The following is an 18607-nucleotide window of genomic DNA, read 5'->3' as shown; positions in this document are numbered from 1 at the left end:
CGGGCAAACCCGTTTTGAGCCATTAAAAAAGACATCTGCTCCCTAAAAAATGGAGGCAGATGTCTTTTTTGTAACTTCTATGAGACTCCCGATGAAAAAGCGTTAGTTCTTCAGTGGCCTCGCCTCTGGCTGGGGTCTTTTTGTATGAGGATGCGTGCACACCTGATACCAACCGGACGGGTAGAAAAATATACCGTGTCCTAAAGCTCTAAAAGCTATTCACTTTGCTCTGGAGAGAGACGATATATAGATCATGAGGGAATGAGAGAGCGGGCGGCAAGAAAGCCCGAGGGACCATCGGCCTCAACCAACAAACCAAACGATCCACACGGAAGTGGACGTACACACTCAAGGAGGAAGAACAACATGAGAATCAACCACAACATCTCTGCACTGAACACGCACCGCCAGCTGGGAACGAACTCGGCTAACGCAGCAAAGAACATCGAGAAGCTGTCTTCGGGCCTCCGTATCAACCGTGCAGGCGACGATGCTGCAGGTCTTGCGATCTCCGAGAAAATGCGCGGCCAAATCCGCGGTCTCGACCAAGCGTCCCGTAACGCGCAAGACGGTATCTCCCTGATCCAAACGGGCGAAGGTGCCCTGCAGGAAGTCCACTCGATCCTTCAGCGTCAAAGAGAACTCGCCGTACAATCGGCGAACGACACGAACGTAACGGCAGACCGTACCGCGCTGAAAGCGGAGTTCGACCAACTGTCAAGCGAAATCGGCCGTATCAAAGACAACACGACCTTCAACACGCAGAAGCTGCTTGACGGCAGTGCCGCAGCCGACCTGAAAATCCACGTGGGTGCCGATGCGTCCCAGACGATCGACATCAACCTGAAAACAGCCGGTGTAGACCTGACAGCTGTCGCAACTGCAGCTACAGGCGCAGACATCTCCACGCAAGGCGGAGCGAACACAGCCATCACGACGATCAACACGCAAATCGAGTCCGTATCGTCCGGCCGTTCGTACCTGGGTGCGCTGCAGAACCGTCTGGAGCACACGATCAACAACTTGGACAATGCGTCCGAGAACCTGACGGCATCCGAGTCCCGGATCCGTGATGTAGACATGGCTAAAGAAATGATGGAGCAAACGAAGAACAACATTCTGTCGCAAGCCGCGCAAGCTATGCTCGCACAAGCGAACCAACAGCCGCAAGGCGTACTGCAGCTGCTCCGTTAATAAACAGGCAAGGCAACGCATCCAAGGGGAATGGAGAATACCATTCCCCTTCTTTTTTTGGCAGTTGATTTTTCCAAAGGGAAAAGTTTGAGCTCCCGTACCTGTCCCCTTGTCGTATTTTTATCTTTGGAAAAGTCAAACTACAATATAAAGGGGTATGAGCATGACAACCATGGTCCCAACGCTACTTCCTGAGTATATGCAGCGGTTTACCTGTATCGGCGGAGCATGCGAAGATACCTGCTGCTCAGGCTGGACGGTCAATATAGACGAAGACACATTTAAAAAGTATAAAAAAGTAAAACATGCCGAGTTCAAAACAAAACTGAAAGAAAACGTGATAAAGAACGACCGCAATCCGACGAAAAATTTCGCCGCCCGCATGAAGCTGGAACAATCCCGCTGTTCGTTTTTGAATACGTCGAATCTTTGCGATATTCAACTGAATCTAGGCGAAAACTACTTGTGCAACACCTGCTCGGTCTATCCGAGAAGAACGAACAAGGTGAATGGGGCGCTCGAACAGGCACTATCCGTTTCCTGTCCGGAAGCGGCACGGCTTGTGATGCTGAATGAAGACGGTATTCTCTTCGAGCAAGGGGAGGGGAAGAAGGAGGCGTACCCGTGGATTTCGAGCGATATTCAGACCCGCGGCGGCAAAGTCTCCGACTGGAGAAGCTTCTTCGAGGAGTATCGGTATGTCACGATCTCGATTCTGCAGAACCGGAGCTATTCCCTGGAAGAACGCCTGCTGGTGATCGGAATGTTGTTCAGCGAGCTGCAGGAATATATCGATGCGGATAAGGCCAATGATATACCGGACGTACTGGGCAGCTATTTGAAATGTGCCGAAGATCATACGTTCCAGGGTGCCTTCGACGAGGTGGCCAAGCGGCTCGACATCCAGCTTCGCCTGTGCAGAGAACTGGTGGTGCTTGGCTTGAAGCATACGCCGGGATCTTCGAGATACTTGGAATGCTCCAGGGATATGATGTCTGGACTAGGCATACATGATGAGGCGGAAGACAAAGAGATCGAAGGACGATACGTTTCTGCGTATGGCATGTATTATGAACCTTTTATGCGGGAGCATGGTTACATGCTGGAGAACTATTTGGTCAATTATGTGTTCAAAAATTGCATGCCGCTGGACAGCTCGTCCCTCTTCGAAAGCTACGTCCGCATGATCATGCACTATTCGCTTATCAAGATTCACATGGTGGGTATCGCCGGTCATGACCAGGGACTGAACACCGGCTCGGTCATCAAGCTCATTCAATCGATCTCGAAGACGTTTGAACACAGCGTGGAGTATTTTGAGACCATCATGACGCTGGTCAAGGAAAATCACTTCATGTCTATGCCGTACATGTCCATTCTCATTAAAAACTAATTCTGCAGGGCCTTGGCTATTTGCCGGGGTCCTGTTTTGTTGTGCCGTTGGCTGTCCTGGATGCCCGCTTCACCGAAATTCAGCTCCCTCAATCTTGAGAATTCAGGAAGGAGATCCCTGTCGGAGGAAGCCTTCAAGCTCTTCATTTTGCTCTGGAGAGAGACGATATATATATCATGAGGGAATGAGAGAGCGGGCGGCAAGAAAAGCCCGAAGGACCATCCGGCCTCAAACAAACCAAAATCAAACGATCCACAAGGAAGTGGACGTCCAATTCAGGGAGGAAGAACATCATGAGAATCAACCACAACATCAGCGCACTGAACACGCACCGCCAGCTGGGAGCCAACTCGGCTAACGCGGCAAAGAACATCGAGAAGCTGTCTTCGGGTCTTCGCATCAACCGTGCAGGCGATGACGCTGCAGGGCTTGCGATCTCTGAGAAAATGCGCGGCCAAATCCGCGGTCTCGACCAAGCATCCCGCAACGCGCAAGACGGTATCTCCCTGATCCAAACAGGCGAAGGCGCTCTGCAGGAAGTCCACTCGATCCTTCAGCGTCAAAGAGAACTCGCTGTACAATCGGCGAACGACACGAACGTAACGGCAGACCGTACCGCGCTGAAAGCGGAATTCGACCAACTGTCGAGCGAAATCGGCCGTATCAAAGACAACACGGCATTCAACACGCAGAAGCTGCTTGACGGCAGTGCCGCAGCCGACCTGAAAATCCACGTGGGTGCCGATGCGTCCCAGACGATCGACATCAACCTGAAGACAGCCGGCGTAGATCTGACGGCAGTTCAAACCGCAGCAGCGGGAGCCGACATCTCGACGCAAGCTGGAGCCGACACGGCGATCACGACGATCAACACGCAAATCGAGTCCGTATCGTCCGGCCGTTCGTACCTGGGTGCGCTGCAGAACCGTCTGGAGCACACGATCAACAACCTGGACAACGCATCTGAGAACTTGACGGCATCCGAGTCCCGTATCCGTGATGTAGACATGGCTAAAGAAATGATGGAGCAAACGAAGAACAATATCCTGTCGCAAGCCGCGCAGGCTATGCTCGCTCAAGCGAACCAACAGCCGCAAGGCGTACTGCAGCTGCTCCGTTAATCATAATAGAGGAATGGTGAATGCCATTCCTCCTTCTTTTTTCGGAAGTTGATTTTTCCAAAGGCAAAAGTGAAACCAAGAGGCAATACCGCAATTTTTCCCTTTGGAAAAATCAGACTACAAAAAGAAAAGGGGTTATTCCATTCATGACAACCTTGGTGGATATGTTGATTCCGGAATACGTAAAAAAGTTCACTTGTATCGGCGGAGCGTGTGAAGATACTTGTTGTTCGGGTTGGACGGTCAATATCGATGAGGATACCTACAAGAAATACAAAAAAGTAAAGCATCCGGAATTCAAGGCTTCTTTGCAGCAGAATGTGATCAAGAACAATGCCAATCCCTCGAAAAGCTTTGCCGCCAAAATGAAGCTGGAACAGTCCAAGTGCTCCTTCTTGAGCTCGGAGGGCTGGTGCAGCATTCAACTTAAGCTCGGCGAAGACTACTTGTGCACAACTTGTTCGGTGTACCCTAGAAGAACGAATAAAGTCAATGGCGTGATGGAGCAATCCCTGTCCGTGTCCTGTCCGGAAGCGGCAAGGCTTGTGATGTTGAATCAAGAGGGCATTCTTTTCGAGCAGGTGCAGGAGAAGGCGGTTATCAAAGAGATCACAAGTACCGTCAATACCCGCAGCGAGACCGTCTCGAATTGGAAGCAGTTCTTCGATGAATACCGTTATGTGACGATCGCCATTCTGCAGAACCGCAATCATACCTTGGAAGAGCGTCTGCTGATCCTGGGGCTTCTGTTCAACGAGCTGGAAGAATGCGTGGCCGCGAACAAGCTGGCTGACATCCCGGATATTCTGGGCAACTACTTGAAATGCGCGGAAGACGGTACGCTCCACGGCGCCTTTGACCATGTTGCGAAGCGCCTGGACATTCAGCTTAGGATCTGCCGGGAACTGGTGGTTGTCCGTCTGAACCAGGAGATCAGCTCGGCCAGGTATCTGGAATGCTCGAGAGATATGATGTCGGGGCTAGGTCTGCAGCAGCAGGGAGCAGATCAGCAGGCGGAGGAAAAGTACAACCAAGCCTATGAAGCTTATTATGAGCCTTTCATGCGCGAACACGGATATATGCTGGAGAATTATCTGGTCAATTACGTCTTCAAGAACTGTATGCCGCTCGAGGGCGCCACTCCCTTTGAAAGCTATACACGAATGATTATGCATTACTCCTTGATCAAAGTTCATTTGGTGGGGATGGCTGCCCATTACGAAGGTCTATCGACGGACGCGGTGATCAAGCTGGTCCAATCGATCTCCAAGACGTTCGAGCATAACACCGAGTATTTCGAGAAAGTCATGCAGCTCGTGAAGGAAAGCGGCTTTATGACCCTGCCGTATATGTCCATTCTGATTAAGAACTAGGAAAGCGGCCCTATCCGGACTTCCGGCATCAGCGAGTATGGCATTCGGGCTGCGGTCTAATCACGGCTATCCATCAAATACCAGTAAAAAGTAGGAATAAAGAGCTAATTCTCTATAACACGCGATGGCCCCCCGGCCGATATATATCGTAGGAACGTATCTCGGGGAGGTAGCGATACTATATGGACACGCCCATATCGAATAACGGGATGGAGCGGATTCCGGTCGTCGGCCCGGTCCATCCGGTGCCCAGAAGCACGGGCAGGGAAGCGGAAGCAGGCGCAGCCCAAGTGGTGGACTCTATTCATTCTGCAAAAGAAATGAAGCTGGCGGAATACCGCGGTGAGCAGATCTCTATCAGCGACGAACAGATGGTCAAAGCACTGGAACGGGCGATGAAAGCCGTGGAAGGTAAAAATACATCACTTGATTTTTCGATTCACGAAAAAACCAAGCAAATCATGGTCAAGGTTCTCGATAAGGAGTCCGGCCAAGTCATCCGTGAGATCCCGCCGGAGAAAAATCTCGACTTTCTTGCGAAGCTGTGGGAGATGGCGGGAATCTTGGTGGATGAGAAGCGCTAAAAGAGGAGGGACAATACATGGTAAATCGCTTAACGGGCATATCCAGCGGACTGGATACGGATACTCTGATCAAACAGCTCATGAAAGCCAACCGGATTCCGGTCGACAAGCTGGGACAGCAGAAGCAGACGGTAGAATGGCAGCGTGAGGCCTACAAAGACATCAACGCTAAAATTCTCGACTTCCGTAATAACAAACTTTTCAACTTCAAAAGAGAAGGTACATTCGCCTCCAAGACGATGACGACCGTAGGCGACACGTCCGCTGTGGCAGCCAAAGCTACGGGGGATGCCGCTGCCGGTACTTTGAAGATCGAAGTAACGCAGATGGCCACGCCATCCATCAGTACGAGCTCGGCCGCCATTACGGCGGATACAGCATTCAAAACGAACGTACCTCTGAAGGATACCGAGTTCGCGGCAGGGTTCACTCAAGTCACCCCAGCTACTTCTCCGGTCACCTATCAGGAGTTTGATATTACGGTCAACTCGAAGACAATCCGCATCAATCCGAATACGGACTCCTTGGACTCGATGATGTCGAAAATCAACAGCCAGGCGGGCGTTACGGCCTTCTACGATTCGACCAACCGGGTGGTCTCCCTGTCCGGAGGCGGCCAGGCTATCTCCGTGGGCGGCGACTTTATGACCAATACCCTGAAGCTTGGAGCAGGCTCGGCCCCTACGGATGCCCAATTGAAAATCAACGGCGTGGCTACGACCCGTTCCTCTAACAGTTTCAGTGTGAACGGCGTACAGGTTACGCTCAACGGCGTAGGCGCTGTGACCATCGACGTCAAGAGCGATACCGACAAAGTCGTGGATTCCATCAAAACCTTCATCAACGACTACAACAGTCTTCTCAAAACGCTGCAGGATAAAGTGGGCGAGGACAAGTTCCGCAACTATACCCCTCTCACTTCAGAGCAAAAGGAAGCGATGAAGGATACGGACATCACGCTGTGGGAGGCCAAGGCGAAGAGCGGTCTGCTCAAGAATGACTCGATTCTGATGGGACTGGCCAATTCGATGCGTTCTTCCATGTCGAATCCGGTGGAAACGGGCAATCCGAAATATAGAACACTAAGTGCGATCGGGATCGATACGGGCTCCTATACGGAAAAGGGCCAGCTGTATATTAAGAGTGAGGCGAAGCTTCGGGAAGCGATCGAGGCTGACCCGCAGGCCGTGATCAATCTCTTCACCCAGGATGGCAACGGAGATACAGATACATCAGACGTGGGTGTTGGCGAACGATTGTATCAAGATCTGATGGGCGGTCTCGAGAAGATTGCCAAGAAGGCGGGTACGTCGGCTTTCTCCGATATGTCCGTGTTCAAATCGGACAGCGACATCGGCAAGAAATTAACGGACTTGAACACGCGCATCAGCGCAGGGAACTCACGGTTAACGGATCTGGAGAGCCGCTATTACAAACAATTCGCCGCCATGGAAGCCGCGATGAGCAAATATAATTCACAGTCGTCCTATTTGTCCAATGCATTCAGCAGCTAGAATTACATCCACGGAGATCTCTTAGGAGGGAATACGCATGCTACAAGCACAGCAAAATAAATACCTGTCCACCTCGGTTCAAACGGCATCTCCCGGTCATTTGCTGATTATGCTCTATGATGGGGCCATCCGATTCTGCAGAGCCGGTATCGAAGCGATGAAGCAGCACCGGTATGAAGAGGTCAGCCGGAATTTGGTGAAAGCACAGGATATCGTGCGAGAGCTGATGTTAACCTTGGATCCTAAGCTCCCGATCTCGGAGGATCTGACGCGGCTCTACGATTACTTTCTGTTTCGTCTGGTCGAGGCGAATCTGAAGAAAGAAACGGAAGCAGCCGAGGAAGTGCTCGAATACCTGGTTTCGCTCAAAGAGACGTGGGTGCAAGCAAGCCGTGCCGCTGCTGGCGGCCAAGCCGTCGGGGTCTCCCATGCTTGAGCATATTGAGGCGCTGGAGACGCTGACCGAGAGCATGGCTTCCCGTCTTCAGGAAGCCGGGTATGAAGAAGTGGAGCAGTTCGTGCGGGACCGCGAGGAGATTGTCCTCTCGATCCGCCGCGCACTGCAGCAGAATCCGGAGCAGGCGTCGACGTATGCGGAGCGGGTCCAGCGGCTGCTCCGTCACGATGAAGCCATCTCGGGCCGGATCGAAGCGCTGCGCAGTGAAGCCGCAGGACAGCTGCAGAAGGTCGATACGGCGAAGACGCAGCGGGGCGGGTACGACAAGGCTTATACGCCGGACAGCCTGTTTTTCGATAGACGCAAATAGAGAATGCAGCTCCCTGCTGGAAGCATGGGGGCTTTTTTGCTGTGAACAACTACCTGTGGACAATGTGGATAACTCTGTTGATAACTTTGCAGAAAATGTCGGAAAACCGCGCTATATCAGGCTTTTTTCATGTGAATAGGATGTAAATCAAATGTTAATACTCGAATTTTCTAAATATTTAGCTAACATGAAGAAGTTGCATTGACAGGGCGGCAAACGGGATGATATATTCGAAATGCAGTAGGCAATTGTTAGCAGTTATTTGATAATGAAGGGAATGTTTTTCATGCAAGGTAAAGTGAAATGGTTTAACGCAGAAAAAGGCTATGGCTTCATCGAGCGCGAAGATGGCGGCGACGTATTCGTACACTTCTCCGCAATTCAAACCGACGGTTTCAAAACCCTCGAAGAGGGACAGTCCGTTGAGTTCGATATCGTAGAGGGCGCCCGTGGTCCTCAAGCGGCTAACGTAATCAAGTTGTAATCATCCGGCCCTTTCGGCCGCTGAATAGATGGTTATCATTGATAATTAGCAGAAGAAGGCACCCCGGAGATTCCGGCGGTGTCTTTTTTGTATGCGTTTTATTTATAGAAGGGTGGAGGTAGTCCAGAGAAAAAATGTAAAACTTTTTGGCGAATTATGAAGGATTTTTAAAGGTGGAGGGGGAATATAGTATAGGGTATGGACGAAAGGAGGAGTAATACATGAAATTCAACATTCGCGGCGTCAACATCGAGGTAACGGAAGCGTTGAGAGATCATGTGGAGAAGAAACTCAGCAGACTAGAGAAGTATTTCGAGGCTCCCCCTACATCGGAAGTAAGTGTTTCATTAAGCGTATTAAAAGGTCTCCAGGCTGTTGAGGTGACGATTCCCCTGCCGAATCTGCTCCTGCGGGCCGAAGAGAAGCAGACGGATATGTATGCTTCCGTCGATCTCGTGGTGGACAAGCTCGAGAGGCAGATCCGCAAAGCCAAAACAAAAGCCAACCGCAAGATCCGCCAAGAAGGCGGCCTGAAGGATTTGTTCCGGGCTGAAGAACCGGATGACGCTTACATTGCCGTGCATGAAGAGGAAGACGATTATGAACTCGTACGGACGAAGCGGTTCACGCTGAAGCCGATGGACATCGACGAGGCCATCCTGCAGATGAATATGGTAGGCCATAATTTCTTCGTGTTCGCCAACTCCGACACCTCGGAGGTCAATGTGGTGTACAAACGCAATGACGGCAAATACGGGTTGATCGAACCGGCCAGATAATAAGCATGTGTCCTGGCCCTCACCCATCCTTACGAAAATGACAAGGGTTCGGCCATATGGCCGGACCCTTTTATACATGGCTGCCAAACGGCCGAAAAATCTAAAAAGGCAATAGAACGTTTACATAGTGAGGTGCTCCGACCAGGAAATCGTCCCCTGACCCGTGCAGGGGGTAAAAGGTGTAATGATGAAGGAAGCCTTGGGGCAAGCTTCTAACTAAGAGTGAAGGACAAGTCAAAATTCAGCCTGCAATCCGTGAATGAGACGTGTTGTTTGTTGCGGCAGCAGGGCTAAAAATGCTACAATTTGGGGTAAGACATACCGTTCGAAAAAGGAAGGGGATTAGCAGCATGCTAGGACTCGTGAAAAAAATATTCGGAGACCCCAACGACCGCGAATTGAAGCGGCTTTGGAAGGCCGTGGAGTATATCAACTCGCTCGAGCCCCAAATCCAGGGGTTATCCGATGATGAGCTGCGCGGCAAGACCACCGAGTTCCGTGAGCGCTTGGAGAAAGGCGAGACGCTTGACGATCTGCTCCCGGAGGCTTTCGCGGTTGTCCGGGAAGCGGGCAAGCGCACGCTCGGCAAGCGTCATTACGACGTACAGCTCATCGGGGGCATGGTGCTCCACGAAGGCAAGATCGCCGAGATGCGTACGGGGGAAGGGAAGACCCTTTGCGGTACGCTTCCGGTCTATTTGAACGCGCTCGCGGGCAAGGGCGTGCACGTGGTTACCGTCAATGACTATCTCGCACAGCGCGACAGCTCGGAGATGGCCCAGCTGCACAATTTCCTGGGATTGAGCGTCGGCGTGAATCTGTCGAACATGTCCCATGAAGCCAAACAAGCGGCTTATGCCTGTGACATTACCTACGGAACGAACAACGAGTTCGGATTCGATTACTTGCGCGATAACATGGTTGTATATAAAGAGCAGATGGTACAGCGTCCGCTGTCGTACTGCGTCATCGACGAAGTGGATTCGATTCTCGTCGACGAAGCCCGTACCCCGTTGATTATTTCGGGACAAGCTGCCAAGTCGACGGAGATGTACCTGATCGCCGACCAGGTGGTCAGCCGTCTGGTGGAAGAGGAAGACTATACGATCGACGTCAAACTGCGCTCCGTAACGCTGACAGAGGCGGGGGTAGCGAAGGTCGAGAGGTCGTTCGGCATCGAGAATCTGTTCGATCACGAGCATGTGACGATCAATCACCACGTACAGCAGGCGCTCAAAGCTCATGCTATCATGAAGCTTGACGTGGACTACGTCGTGTCCGAAGGCGAGATCGTCATCGTCGACGAATTCACCGGACGTCTGATGACAGGCCGCCGCTACAGCGAAGGTCTGCACCAGGCGATCGAGGCAAAGGAACGTCTTCAGGTTCAGAACGAATCGATGACTCTCGCGACGATCACGCTGCAGAACTACTTCCGGATGTACCGCAAACTGTCCGGTATGACCGGTACGGCGAAGACCGAGGAAGAAGAACTGAAAAAGATCTACGGGCTGGAAGTTATCGTCATTCCAACGAACAAGCCTACGGTCCGCCAGGATATTCCTGATGTCGTCTACAAGTCGGTGCCGAGCAAGTTCCGCGCTGTGGTGAACGAGATCGTGGAGAAGCATAAGAAGAAGCAGCCGGTACTGGTCGGTACGGTGTCCATCGAGAATTCCGAGGTTCTCTCCGAGATGCTCAAGAAGAAGGGCGTTCCGCATAAGGTCCTCAATGCGAAGTACCATGCCGAAGAAGCCGAGATCGTCTCCCGTGCAGGTCAGATGGGGGCGGTAACGATTGCTACCAACATGGCGGGCCGCGGTACGGATATTGTGCTTGGCGAAGGCGTACCGGAACTCGGCGGGCTGCATATTATAGGTACGGAGCGGCATGAGAGCCGCCGGATCGACAACCAGCTTCGCGGCCGTGCGGGACGTCAGGGCGATCCGGGATCGTCGCAGTTCTATCTCTCCCTCGAAGATGAACTTATGCGCCGTTTCGGTGCCGAGAACATTATGGGGATGATGGACCGTCTCGGGTTCGAAGAAGACCAGCCGATCGAGAGCAAGCTGATCTCGAAGGCGATCGAGTCCGCACAGAAGCGCGTAGAAGGCAATAACTTCGATGTCCGTAAAGTGGTCCTCCAGTATGACGACGTGATGAACCAGCAGCGCGAGATCATCTACAAGCAGCGCCGCGAAGTCATCGAGTCCGAGAACATCCGAGAGATTGTGCTTGGTATGATTCTTCCGGTCGTCGACAGGGTTGTCGAAGCACACTGTGTCGATGACGTACCGGAAGATTGGGATCTGCAGGCGATCGTCGACTACTGTAGCGGAACGTTCCTGCACGAAGGCCAGCTGACGGTAGAAGAGCTCGAGCGTAAAGAGAAGGAAGACATCGCCGAGTACCTCAAAGCGCTGCTGACACGTTTGTACGAAGAGCGGGAAGCCACCATTGGTGCGGAATTCATGCGCGAGTTCGAGAAGGTTGTTCTGCTGCGTGCCGTAGACAGCAAGTGGATGGATCATATCGACGCGATGGACCAGCTGCGTCAAGGGATTCATCTGCGGGCATACGGCGGTACGGATCCGCTTCGCGAATACCAGTTCGAAGGCTATGAGATGTTCCAGGAGATGATCCAGAGCATCCAGGAGGAAGTCGCCACATACATCATGAAAGCCCACGTGGAGACGAACCTCGTCCGGGAAGCGGTCGTCGACGAGAACGAGATGGCGACGAACGGCGAACCGGCGGTGAACCGTCCGGCTCAAGCCAGCGAGGTGATCGGTCGCAACGATCCGTGTCCGTGCGGCAGCGGCAAGAAGTACAAAGCGTGCCACGGGATTTTGAAGGCATAAGAATGTTGAAGGAATAGAGATCAGCGTGACAAACGGCAATACCGCCGCGGGGTTGAAGCTGCGGCGGTTTCGGAAGCGGGAGGTCGGGGCGAGGCTCCGGTCTCCTTTTTCGCCATCGGGTACAGGGAATATCAGGAATTCATAACTTATAATGAGGTGCTGACCATGTTGGAAGCAGATGTAAAACGGGATATGCAAGAAACGGCCGGGCGTTTGGCTGAGCTTAGGGGGTCTCTTTGACTTAGATCTGAAGCTCGAACAGATCGCGGATTACGAAGAGAAGATGTCCGCTCCGGACTTCTGGGACGATAATGAGAAGGCACAGAAGCTCATCGCCGAGATGAACGGGATCAAGGGCAGCATCGACCAGCTCCAGGAGCTGACGGCCGAGTATGAAGACTTGGAGCTGATGATGGAGCTGGTGCAGGAGGAAGCCGACGAGAGCCTGGTGGCGGAGCTGACAACAGGCATTGCGGCGCTCGTGAAGAAGCTGGAATCCTTCGAACTGCAGCTGCTGCTTAGCCAGCCTTACGATAAGCTCAACGTCATCCTGGAGCTGCATCCGGGCGCAGGCGGCACCGAGTCGCAGGACTGGGCCGAGATGCTGCTGCGGATGTACCGCCGCTGGGCCGAGAAGCGCGGCTACAAGGTGGAGGTGCTCGACTACCTGCCGGGGGATGAGGCCGGGGTGAAGAGCGTCACGCTCCTGATCCAAGGCCACAATGCTTACGGCTACCTCAAAGCGGAGAAGGGCGTGCACCGGCTCGTGCGGATCTCGCCGTTCGATTCGTCCGGGCGACGCCATACGTCGTTCGTCTCCTGCGATATCATGCCGGAGATCGATGACGATGTGGAAGTGGAAATCCGGACCGAAGATCTCAAGGTCGATACCTACCGGGCTTCGGGTGCCGGCGGACAGCACATCAACACGACGGACTCGGCCGTGCGGATCACGCACATGCCTACGGGTGTCGTTGTGTCCTGCCAGACGGAACGGTCGCAGATCAAGAACCGGGACCGCGCGATGAAGATGCTTCGTTCGAAGCTCTACGAGAAGAAGATCGAAGAGCAGCAGAAGCAGCTTGCCGAGATTCGGGGCGAGGTATCAGACATTGCCTGGGGCAGCCAGATCCGATCCTATGTCTTCCACCCGTACAGTATGGTGAAGGACCACCGGACCGGGGAAGAGACAGGCAACGTGGGAGCAGTAATGGATGGGGATCTCGATCCGTTCATCGACGCCTATCTGCGGGGCCGCATCAACAAGAAGGATAAAGAGGAATAGGGATCAGGCCTCAAGAACAAGGCGTGATAAATTAAGGTTGGCGGGCTCATCCTACATGAAAAAGGCGGCCGGCTTGGACCGCTTGGCCGGATATCCGGCACAAGCGCCGGCCGGCTGCCTCACATGTGGGATTTTGTTGTGAAACGGAGCGGGGGAACGTATGGCGGATCGGAAGAAAAAAACAATGCGTAAGGTGACAGCGCCGCCCAGGCATGGAGGGGGACGGCAGGCCATCAGCATGGCCGCTCCTGGGGAACCGGGAGCGGGCAATGCCGTGAAGGAGCGTGCCCGGGGAGGCCAGGCGGCCGGGGCCCCTGGCACCCTGCTGCCCGGCGGACAAGCGGAAGCGCCAGGTACCTCACCTGCGGGGCTCGGGCCCCGGGGCGGCGGCAGACGGCAGCCGCCTGAAGAGGGCAGCCGGCAGAGCAAGCGCTCCCGTAAGGGCGGAGCCGGCGGCCGGCCGGGATGGGTGTTGTATGTTAAGGAGTACACGCTCCTTCTGCTCGGTTCCCTGGTTGTGGCGCTCTCCTTCAATATGTTCCTTGGGCCGAATCAGGTAGCTTCGGGCGGGGTGACCGGCATCAGCATCATCGTGGAGAAGCTGGTAGGCGTAGAGCCGGCCTATACCCAATGGGCACTCAATATCCCGCTGTTCCTGCTCGGTACGCTGCTGCTCGGCCGGCAGTTCGGCGCGAAGACGCTGGTCGGCTCTATCCTCCTGCCGCTGCTTGTACTGCTCACGCGGAATATGCCGTCCTTGACCCCCAATGTGCTGCTCGCTTCGATTTATGGAGGGATCGGCATCGGGGTCGGGCTCGGGCTGGTATTCCGGGGCCGGGCATCCACGGGCGGCATGGATCTAGCCGCCCAGATGCTTCACCGGTACACGGGGATTTCACTGGGGCTTTGCGTCGCCCTGCTGGACGGGCTGATCATTCTGACAGCCGGCGTCTTCTTGTCGCCGGAGAAAGCGATGTACGCCCTGATCGGCCTCTTCGTCACGACGAAGACGATCAATGTGGTGCAGTTGGGTCTCAGCTACTCCAAGGTGGCGTTCATCATCTCGGAAGCCGAGGAGGAGATCCGGGAAGGCATTCTCTATGAGCTCGACCGAGGCCTTACGAGACTGCAGGCAACGGGCGGGTATACCGGCGAGTCCAAGCGGGTGCTCATGGTTGTGGTCAGCCAGACCGAGGTCAGCCGCTTGAAGGAACTGGTACGGCGGATCGACCCGGGGGCTTTCGTCATTCTCAGCGATACCAACGAGGTGCTGGGCGAAGGGTTTAAGCTGACGGGAAGCTCTCTTAGCCCGTAAGAGCAGGGGCGGCTAAGCGCGGTTGGTCGGGACTGACTGGGAGGAAGCCGCTCACTGGGCGCCGATGCCGCTTATCCTCTCCGGGTGAGAATAGACGTTGAAGGTGTGTCCGCGGATGAAGCCGACGACGGTGATGCCGAGGTCATCCGCCAGATCCAGCGCCAGATCGGTCGGCGCAGACTTCGAGAGCAGGAGGCCGATGCCCATCTTGGCGGCCTTTAGGAGTACCTCGGACGAGACGCGGCCGCTGAAAGCGAGCACCTTATCGTGGAGGGGCAGCCCCTGCCTCAGGCTGCAGCCGAAGAGCTTGTCGAGCGCGTTATGCCGTCCGATATCGCTGCGCCGGATCAGGAGCGCCTCCGCGGAGCAAAGGGCCGCATTGTGGACGCCGCCGGTCCGGCGGAACACATCGGAGCCGTCCTGCAGCAGCGCGATCAGCCGCAGGCATTGCCCCGGCGTCAGCGTATGGCGGGAGAGCACGGTGCGGGCCGTCCGCACGTCGCTCTGGAAGTAGAATTGCCGGCTCTTGCCGCAGCAGGAGCCGATAAACCGTTTGGATTGATCCCGCTGCCGGGCCGGCAGCGGGTTTTTGAGTTCCACATAGGCGAAGCCCTTCCCAGTATCCACCTCAAGCGACCGGATGTCAGACCAGGTGCGGATCACGCCTTCCGCCGCAAGGAACCCGGCCGCCCAGTCCTCGAGGTCGTCAGGAGAGCAGACCACGGTCGCGAACTCCTCCCCGTCCAGACGGACGGTGAGGGGAACTTCCCGTGCCACCGTATCGACCAGCGGGCGGAGGCCGCCGTCCTCGTATCTCCATAGGGATCTTGCTGTGACAGATTCATCGTCCATTCCCATTCACTCGCTCTCCAGCTCCAATTCTTCGATACGCCGCTCCACATACTTCGTATCTTTCATCGCATGATACGTCTCCGCTTTCTCCACAATGACGGACGTATTGTATTCCGGAATCCCCGCGTGCGGTTCATACACCCCGGTTGGCAGCAGTACGTTGCCTTCCGGCCAGTGGACTTCGATATTCCCGGCTCGCACCGGCTCCCACTTGGCCCGCCCGTGCATGGCGCCGTACCGGTTATAGACCACGATCGCGTCGCCTTCCCGCAGGCCCAGCTTCTTCCCGTCTTCCTCGCTCATCAGCACATCATACCGGTCCGCCCCGTTGAATGGATCCCGCTCGCTGTAGATCATGGAGTTGAACTGCTTGCCCCGCCGGGTCGTGACGAAGAAGTGGCCTTCGGGCTTGCGCAGCTCCGGCAGTTCGATGGGCAGCAGCCGCCCCCGGCCGTCCGGTGTAGGGCAGACCCCGCCTTCGCACAGCCAGGCGCCGCCCCATTGGAACACGTCACCCTTCGCCTTCAGATGCTGAATTCCCTCATAATTCGGCGCCGCTTCGGCGATCTCCCGGCGGATGTCCGCCGCGGACTGCAGGCCGAGCTGGTAGGCCTCCTCAGGCTTCACCCTGGCGGCCAGCTCCGCGTAGATCTGCCACTCGGCCCGGGCTTCCGGCATCCGTGGGCCTTCGATCTCCGGAGAGAAGTAAACCATCCGCTCGGTGGATGTCGATGTGCCGCCGCCGGGCTGCTCGTAGCGGGTCATGGCCGGCAGGACGATCACGGCTTCCGCCGCATCGACGAGGGTCGAGGTGTTCAGGATGATATCCTGATGCACCCGCACCTCCATCGCCTCCAGGCACTGCCGGACGAAGTCAGGGTCCGGCATCGTCTCGAGGAAGTTGCCGCCGGAAGTGTAGAACACCCGCAGCCGGCGCTCATGGTCTTCGGGCAGGACGGCGTTCTCCAGCGAGACGCCGACGATATCGCCCTGCCAGGCCGGCAGCTCGAAGCCCCACTGGGCCTCGATGCGCCGCCGCGCCTCGGGATCGCTGATCTCCCCGCCGGGCAGCGAGAACGGATCGGCGCCCATCTCGCCCGAGCCTTGGACCCCGCTGTGCCCGCGGATCGGCATGAGGCCGCAGTGTTCCCGGCCGAGGAACCCGCGCAGCAGCGCCAGGTTGGCGACCTGCGAGATGTTGTCGGTGCCGAAGCGGTGCTGGGTCAGCCCCATGCTCCAGACGAAGACGCCGGACTTGGCTGCGGCCAGCTCCTCTGCGAAGGCTTGCATCCGCTCCCGCGTCAGGCCGGAGGCTTGCTCGAGCTGGCTCCAATCCTGAGCCTCTACATGGGCGCGCAGCGCTTCTAGGCCGCTGGTATGCGCGGCCAGGAAGGCGTGGTCTAGCGCCGATCCCGCCTGCTTGCGCTCCATCTCGAACCACACCTTCATGACTCCGTTCATGAAGGCAATATCGCCGCCGATGTTCACCTGATAGAAGTCATCGGCGAGCTTCGTGCCGAACAGGGCGGATTCGGGCACGGAAGGAATCCAGTACCGGTCCATCGACGGCTCGTGGTACGGGTTGATCACGATGATCTTGGTGCCCTTGCGCTTCGCCGCATACATATACTTGGTCGACACGGGCTGGTTGTTCGCCGCGACGCTCCCCCAGAAGATGAGGACGTCGGTGCCGATCCAGTCCTTATAGCTGCAGGACGAAGCGCCGATGCCGACAGAACGCTTCAGGGCCGTCTTCGAAGGCGAGTGGCAGATGCGGGACGCATTATCGATGTGATTCGTGCCGAGAAAACGGGCCGTCTTGGCCGCCGCGTAATACGATTCGTTCGTGATGCCGCGGGCGGTCAGATAGAAAGCGAGCTGCTTCGGATCTACCGCGGCGATCTTCGCGGCGATCGTATCCAGCGCCTCGTCCCAGGAGAGGCGGGAGAAGCGGCGCTCGCCCTTGCGGCGGATCAGTGGATACGGCAGCCGCCCGAGGCCGCGCAGCGCCGTGCTGTCCATACGGCGCAGCTCGTCGATATCCGCGTGCAGCACATCGCCGGCGATGGCGGGCATCGTATTGAGCCGCAGCACGTTGAGCCGCGTAGTACACAGATGCGGCCCGGCCAGCGTCTGATCCTGCAGGCCGGCCACGCCGAGCGCGCAGCCGTCGCACACCCCCTGGGTCAGGATCCGGTAGGCGTAGGGCAGCTGGTCGCGGTTATCCCAGACGGCCTTGAATGTGTCGCGGATATGCCGCGGTTTGATGCGGTTGAGCCCGAATGGCACCCGGCTGGCCCATAAGGACGGATCGGGCAGAGAGGGCAGGGGAATGCGCCCGGTATGTTTGGTTTGGCCCATAAGGAACACTCCTTCGGATAAGGAATAGGATAGGGAGGTACGCAAAAAGCCGCAGCGGACCAAAGCCCCGGACCGGCAAAAATCGAAACTCCGGATGAGGCTGGGTCTGTTGCGGCGGTTAGTCTTGAGCAGGTTCGCTGCCAAGTGCCAACGGCACGGAAGGGTTGGATCTGCGGGCGGCGCAAGAAGGCTTGGGCATGCCCAGGTAACCTGTACGTAAGAAAACGGGATCAAGCTTCGTCCGGAGCCTTAGCTTCGGGCAAGCTGCTCGATCTCCCGGTCGAATACGAAAATACTCATGCCGATATCCTTATCGAGGTCGATATCGACAAACAAATCCACGAAGCGGGCGCCCAGAAGTTCCTCCATCTCTACGGGCCGGTGGGTCCGGTACATTTCCTTGACCATTTCGGTCCGGGCGGTCCGAAGGGCCTGCTTGCCGTCGGTGGCGGTGGCGATGAACTTCTCGACGGGAGAGAGATGGCCTTCCATCTCGCAGATCGCCCAGTTCCTGCAGAACGTGGTGCGGATCTCGCGGGGGCCTTTGCCCATGTGCTTCTTGCGGAACGCTTTCACCAAATTGCCGAACTCGGCTTCGATTTTATTCATAGCATGCATTCCCCGATTCATCTGACGCGTAGAAAGCAACTCAAATTTTATCATGCGGACCGGGCCAGTTCAAGAACATTCCCCGGCTTGCGGGCGGGGAATGCTGGTAAGGGGA

Annotated in this window: 16 protein-coding genes; 13 read left to right on the top strand and 3 right to left on the bottom strand. The window is 55.7% G+C overall.

The features are described 5' to 3' along the window. Nucleotides 1-366: 366 nt before the first annotated feature. From O9H32_RS29700 to O9H32_RS29640, 13 genes are all read left to right on the top strand, one after another. The gene (locus O9H32_RS29700) at nt 367-1194 is read left to right on the top strand and encodes a flagellin N-terminal helical domain-containing protein (protein WP_269869727.1); all 828 of its coding nucleotides are present in this window, start codon (nt 367-369) and stop codon (nt 1192-1194) included. A 157-nt stretch (nt 1195-1351) separates the two neighbouring features. After that, on the top strand, nt 1352-2587 hold the full coding sequence (gene fliB, locus O9H32_RS29695; protein WP_319946962.1) for a flagellin lysine-N-methylase: 1236 nt from the start codon (nt 1352-1354) through the stop codon (nt 2585-2587). Nucleotides 2588-2880: 293 nt separating this feature from the next. Continuing rightward, nucleotides 2881-3708: a flagellin N-terminal helical domain-containing protein gene (locus O9H32_RS29690; RefSeq protein ID WP_269869725.1), complete on the top strand. Its 828-nt coding sequence runs from the start codon at nt 2881-2883 to the stop codon at nt 3706-3708. Between the two features lie 20 nt (nt 3709-3728). Then, nucleotides 3729-5081, top strand: a complete 1353-nt coding sequence (gene fliB / locus O9H32_RS29685; protein WP_319946961.1) for a flagellin lysine-N-methylase — start codon at nt 3729-3731, stop codon at nt 5079-5081. A gap of 182 nt (nt 5082-5263) precedes the next feature. Further along, complete coding sequence (locus tag O9H32_RS29680) at nt 5264-5665, top strand: flagellar protein FlaG (protein ID WP_269869724.1); 402 nt, start codon at nt 5264-5266, stop codon at nt 5663-5665. A gap of 17 nt (nt 5666-5682) precedes the next feature. Next, on the top strand, nt 5683-7179 hold the full coding sequence (gene fliD, locus O9H32_RS29675; protein WP_269869723.1) for a flagellar filament capping protein FliD: 1497 nt from the start codon (nt 5683-5685) through the stop codon (nt 7177-7179). Nucleotides 7180-7216: 37 nt separating this feature from the next. Then, complete coding sequence (fliS, locus tag O9H32_RS29670) at nt 7217-7615, top strand: flagellar export chaperone FliS (RefSeq protein ID WP_269869722.1); 399 nt, start codon at nt 7217-7219, stop codon at nt 7613-7615. Beyond that, nucleotides 7608-7946 (top strand): flagellar protein FliT, encoded by a 339-nt coding sequence (gene fliT / locus O9H32_RS29665; RefSeq protein ID WP_269869721.1) that lies wholly within the window; start codon nt 7608-7610, stop codon nt 7944-7946. The genes fliS and fliT overlap by 8 nt, the downstream gene beginning before the upstream one ends. 286 nt (nt 7947-8232) lie before the next feature. Then, nucleotides 8233-8430, top strand: a complete 198-nt coding sequence (locus O9H32_RS29660) for a cold shock domain-containing protein (RefSeq protein WP_036682971.1) — start codon at nt 8233-8235, stop codon at nt 8428-8430. A 221-nt stretch (nt 8431-8651) separates the two neighbouring features. Continuing rightward, on the top strand, nt 8652-9209 hold the full coding sequence (gene hpf / locus O9H32_RS29655; protein WP_269869720.1) for a ribosome hibernation-promoting factor, HPF/YfiA family: 558 nt from the start codon (nt 8652-8654) through the stop codon (nt 9207-9209). A 350-nt stretch (nt 9210-9559) separates the two neighbouring features. Continuing rightward, nucleotides 9560-12070, top strand: a complete 2511-nt coding sequence (gene secA / locus O9H32_RS29650; protein ID WP_269869719.1) for a preprotein translocase subunit SecA — start codon at nt 9560-9562, stop codon at nt 12068-12070. A 165-nt stretch (nt 12071-12235) separates the two neighbouring features. Then, a protein-coding gene (gene prfB, locus O9H32_RS29645; RefSeq protein ID WP_269869718.1) for a peptide chain release factor 2 occupies nt 12236-13355 on the top strand; the annotation gives its coding sequence in 2 pieces (ribosomal slippage) (nt 12236-12307 and nt 12309-13355; 1119 coding nt in all). Nucleotides 13356-13539: 184 nt separating this feature from the next. Then, the gene (locus O9H32_RS29640) at nt 13540-14670 is read left to right on the top strand and encodes a YitT family protein (protein ID WP_406627417.1); all 1131 of its coding nucleotides are present in this window, start codon (nt 13540-13542) and stop codon (nt 14668-14670) included. A 51-nt stretch (nt 14671-14721) separates the two neighbouring features. On the opposite strand, the gene fdhD is transcribed toward O9H32_RS29640, so the two are convergent. From fdhD to O9H32_RS29625, 3 genes are all read right to left on the bottom strand, one after another. Then, a complete protein-coding gene (gene fdhD, locus O9H32_RS29635) occupies nt 14722-15522 on the bottom strand; it encodes a formate dehydrogenase accessory sulfurtransferase FdhD (protein WP_269869717.1) in 801 nt (266 codons plus the stop codon). 6 nt (nt 15523-15528) lie between these two features. Continuing rightward, nucleotides 15529-17883 carry an FdhF/YdeP family oxidoreductase gene (locus tag O9H32_RS29630; RefSeq protein WP_269869716.1) on the bottom strand — a complete coding sequence of 785 codons (2355 nt, stop codon included), beginning with the start codon at nt 17881-17883 and terminating at the stop codon, nt 15529-15531. A gap of 249 nt (nt 17884-18132) precedes the next feature. Then, on the bottom strand, nt 18133-18492 hold the full coding sequence (locus O9H32_RS29625) for a DUF2294 domain-containing protein (protein WP_269869715.1): 360 nt from the start codon (nt 18490-18492) through the stop codon (nt 18133-18135). Between the last annotated feature and the right edge of the window lie 115 nt (nt 18493-18607).

It is taken from the genome of Paenibacillus caseinilyticus (assembly GCF_027533645.1).
In the GTDB taxonomy this organism is placed as follows: Bacteria; Bacillota; Bacilli; order Paenibacillales; family NBRC-103111; genus Paenibacillus_G; species Paenibacillus_G caseinilyticus.
The sequence above is the reverse complement of the archived record's forward strand: the minus strand, read 5'-3'. Positions and strand labels throughout refer to the sequence as shown.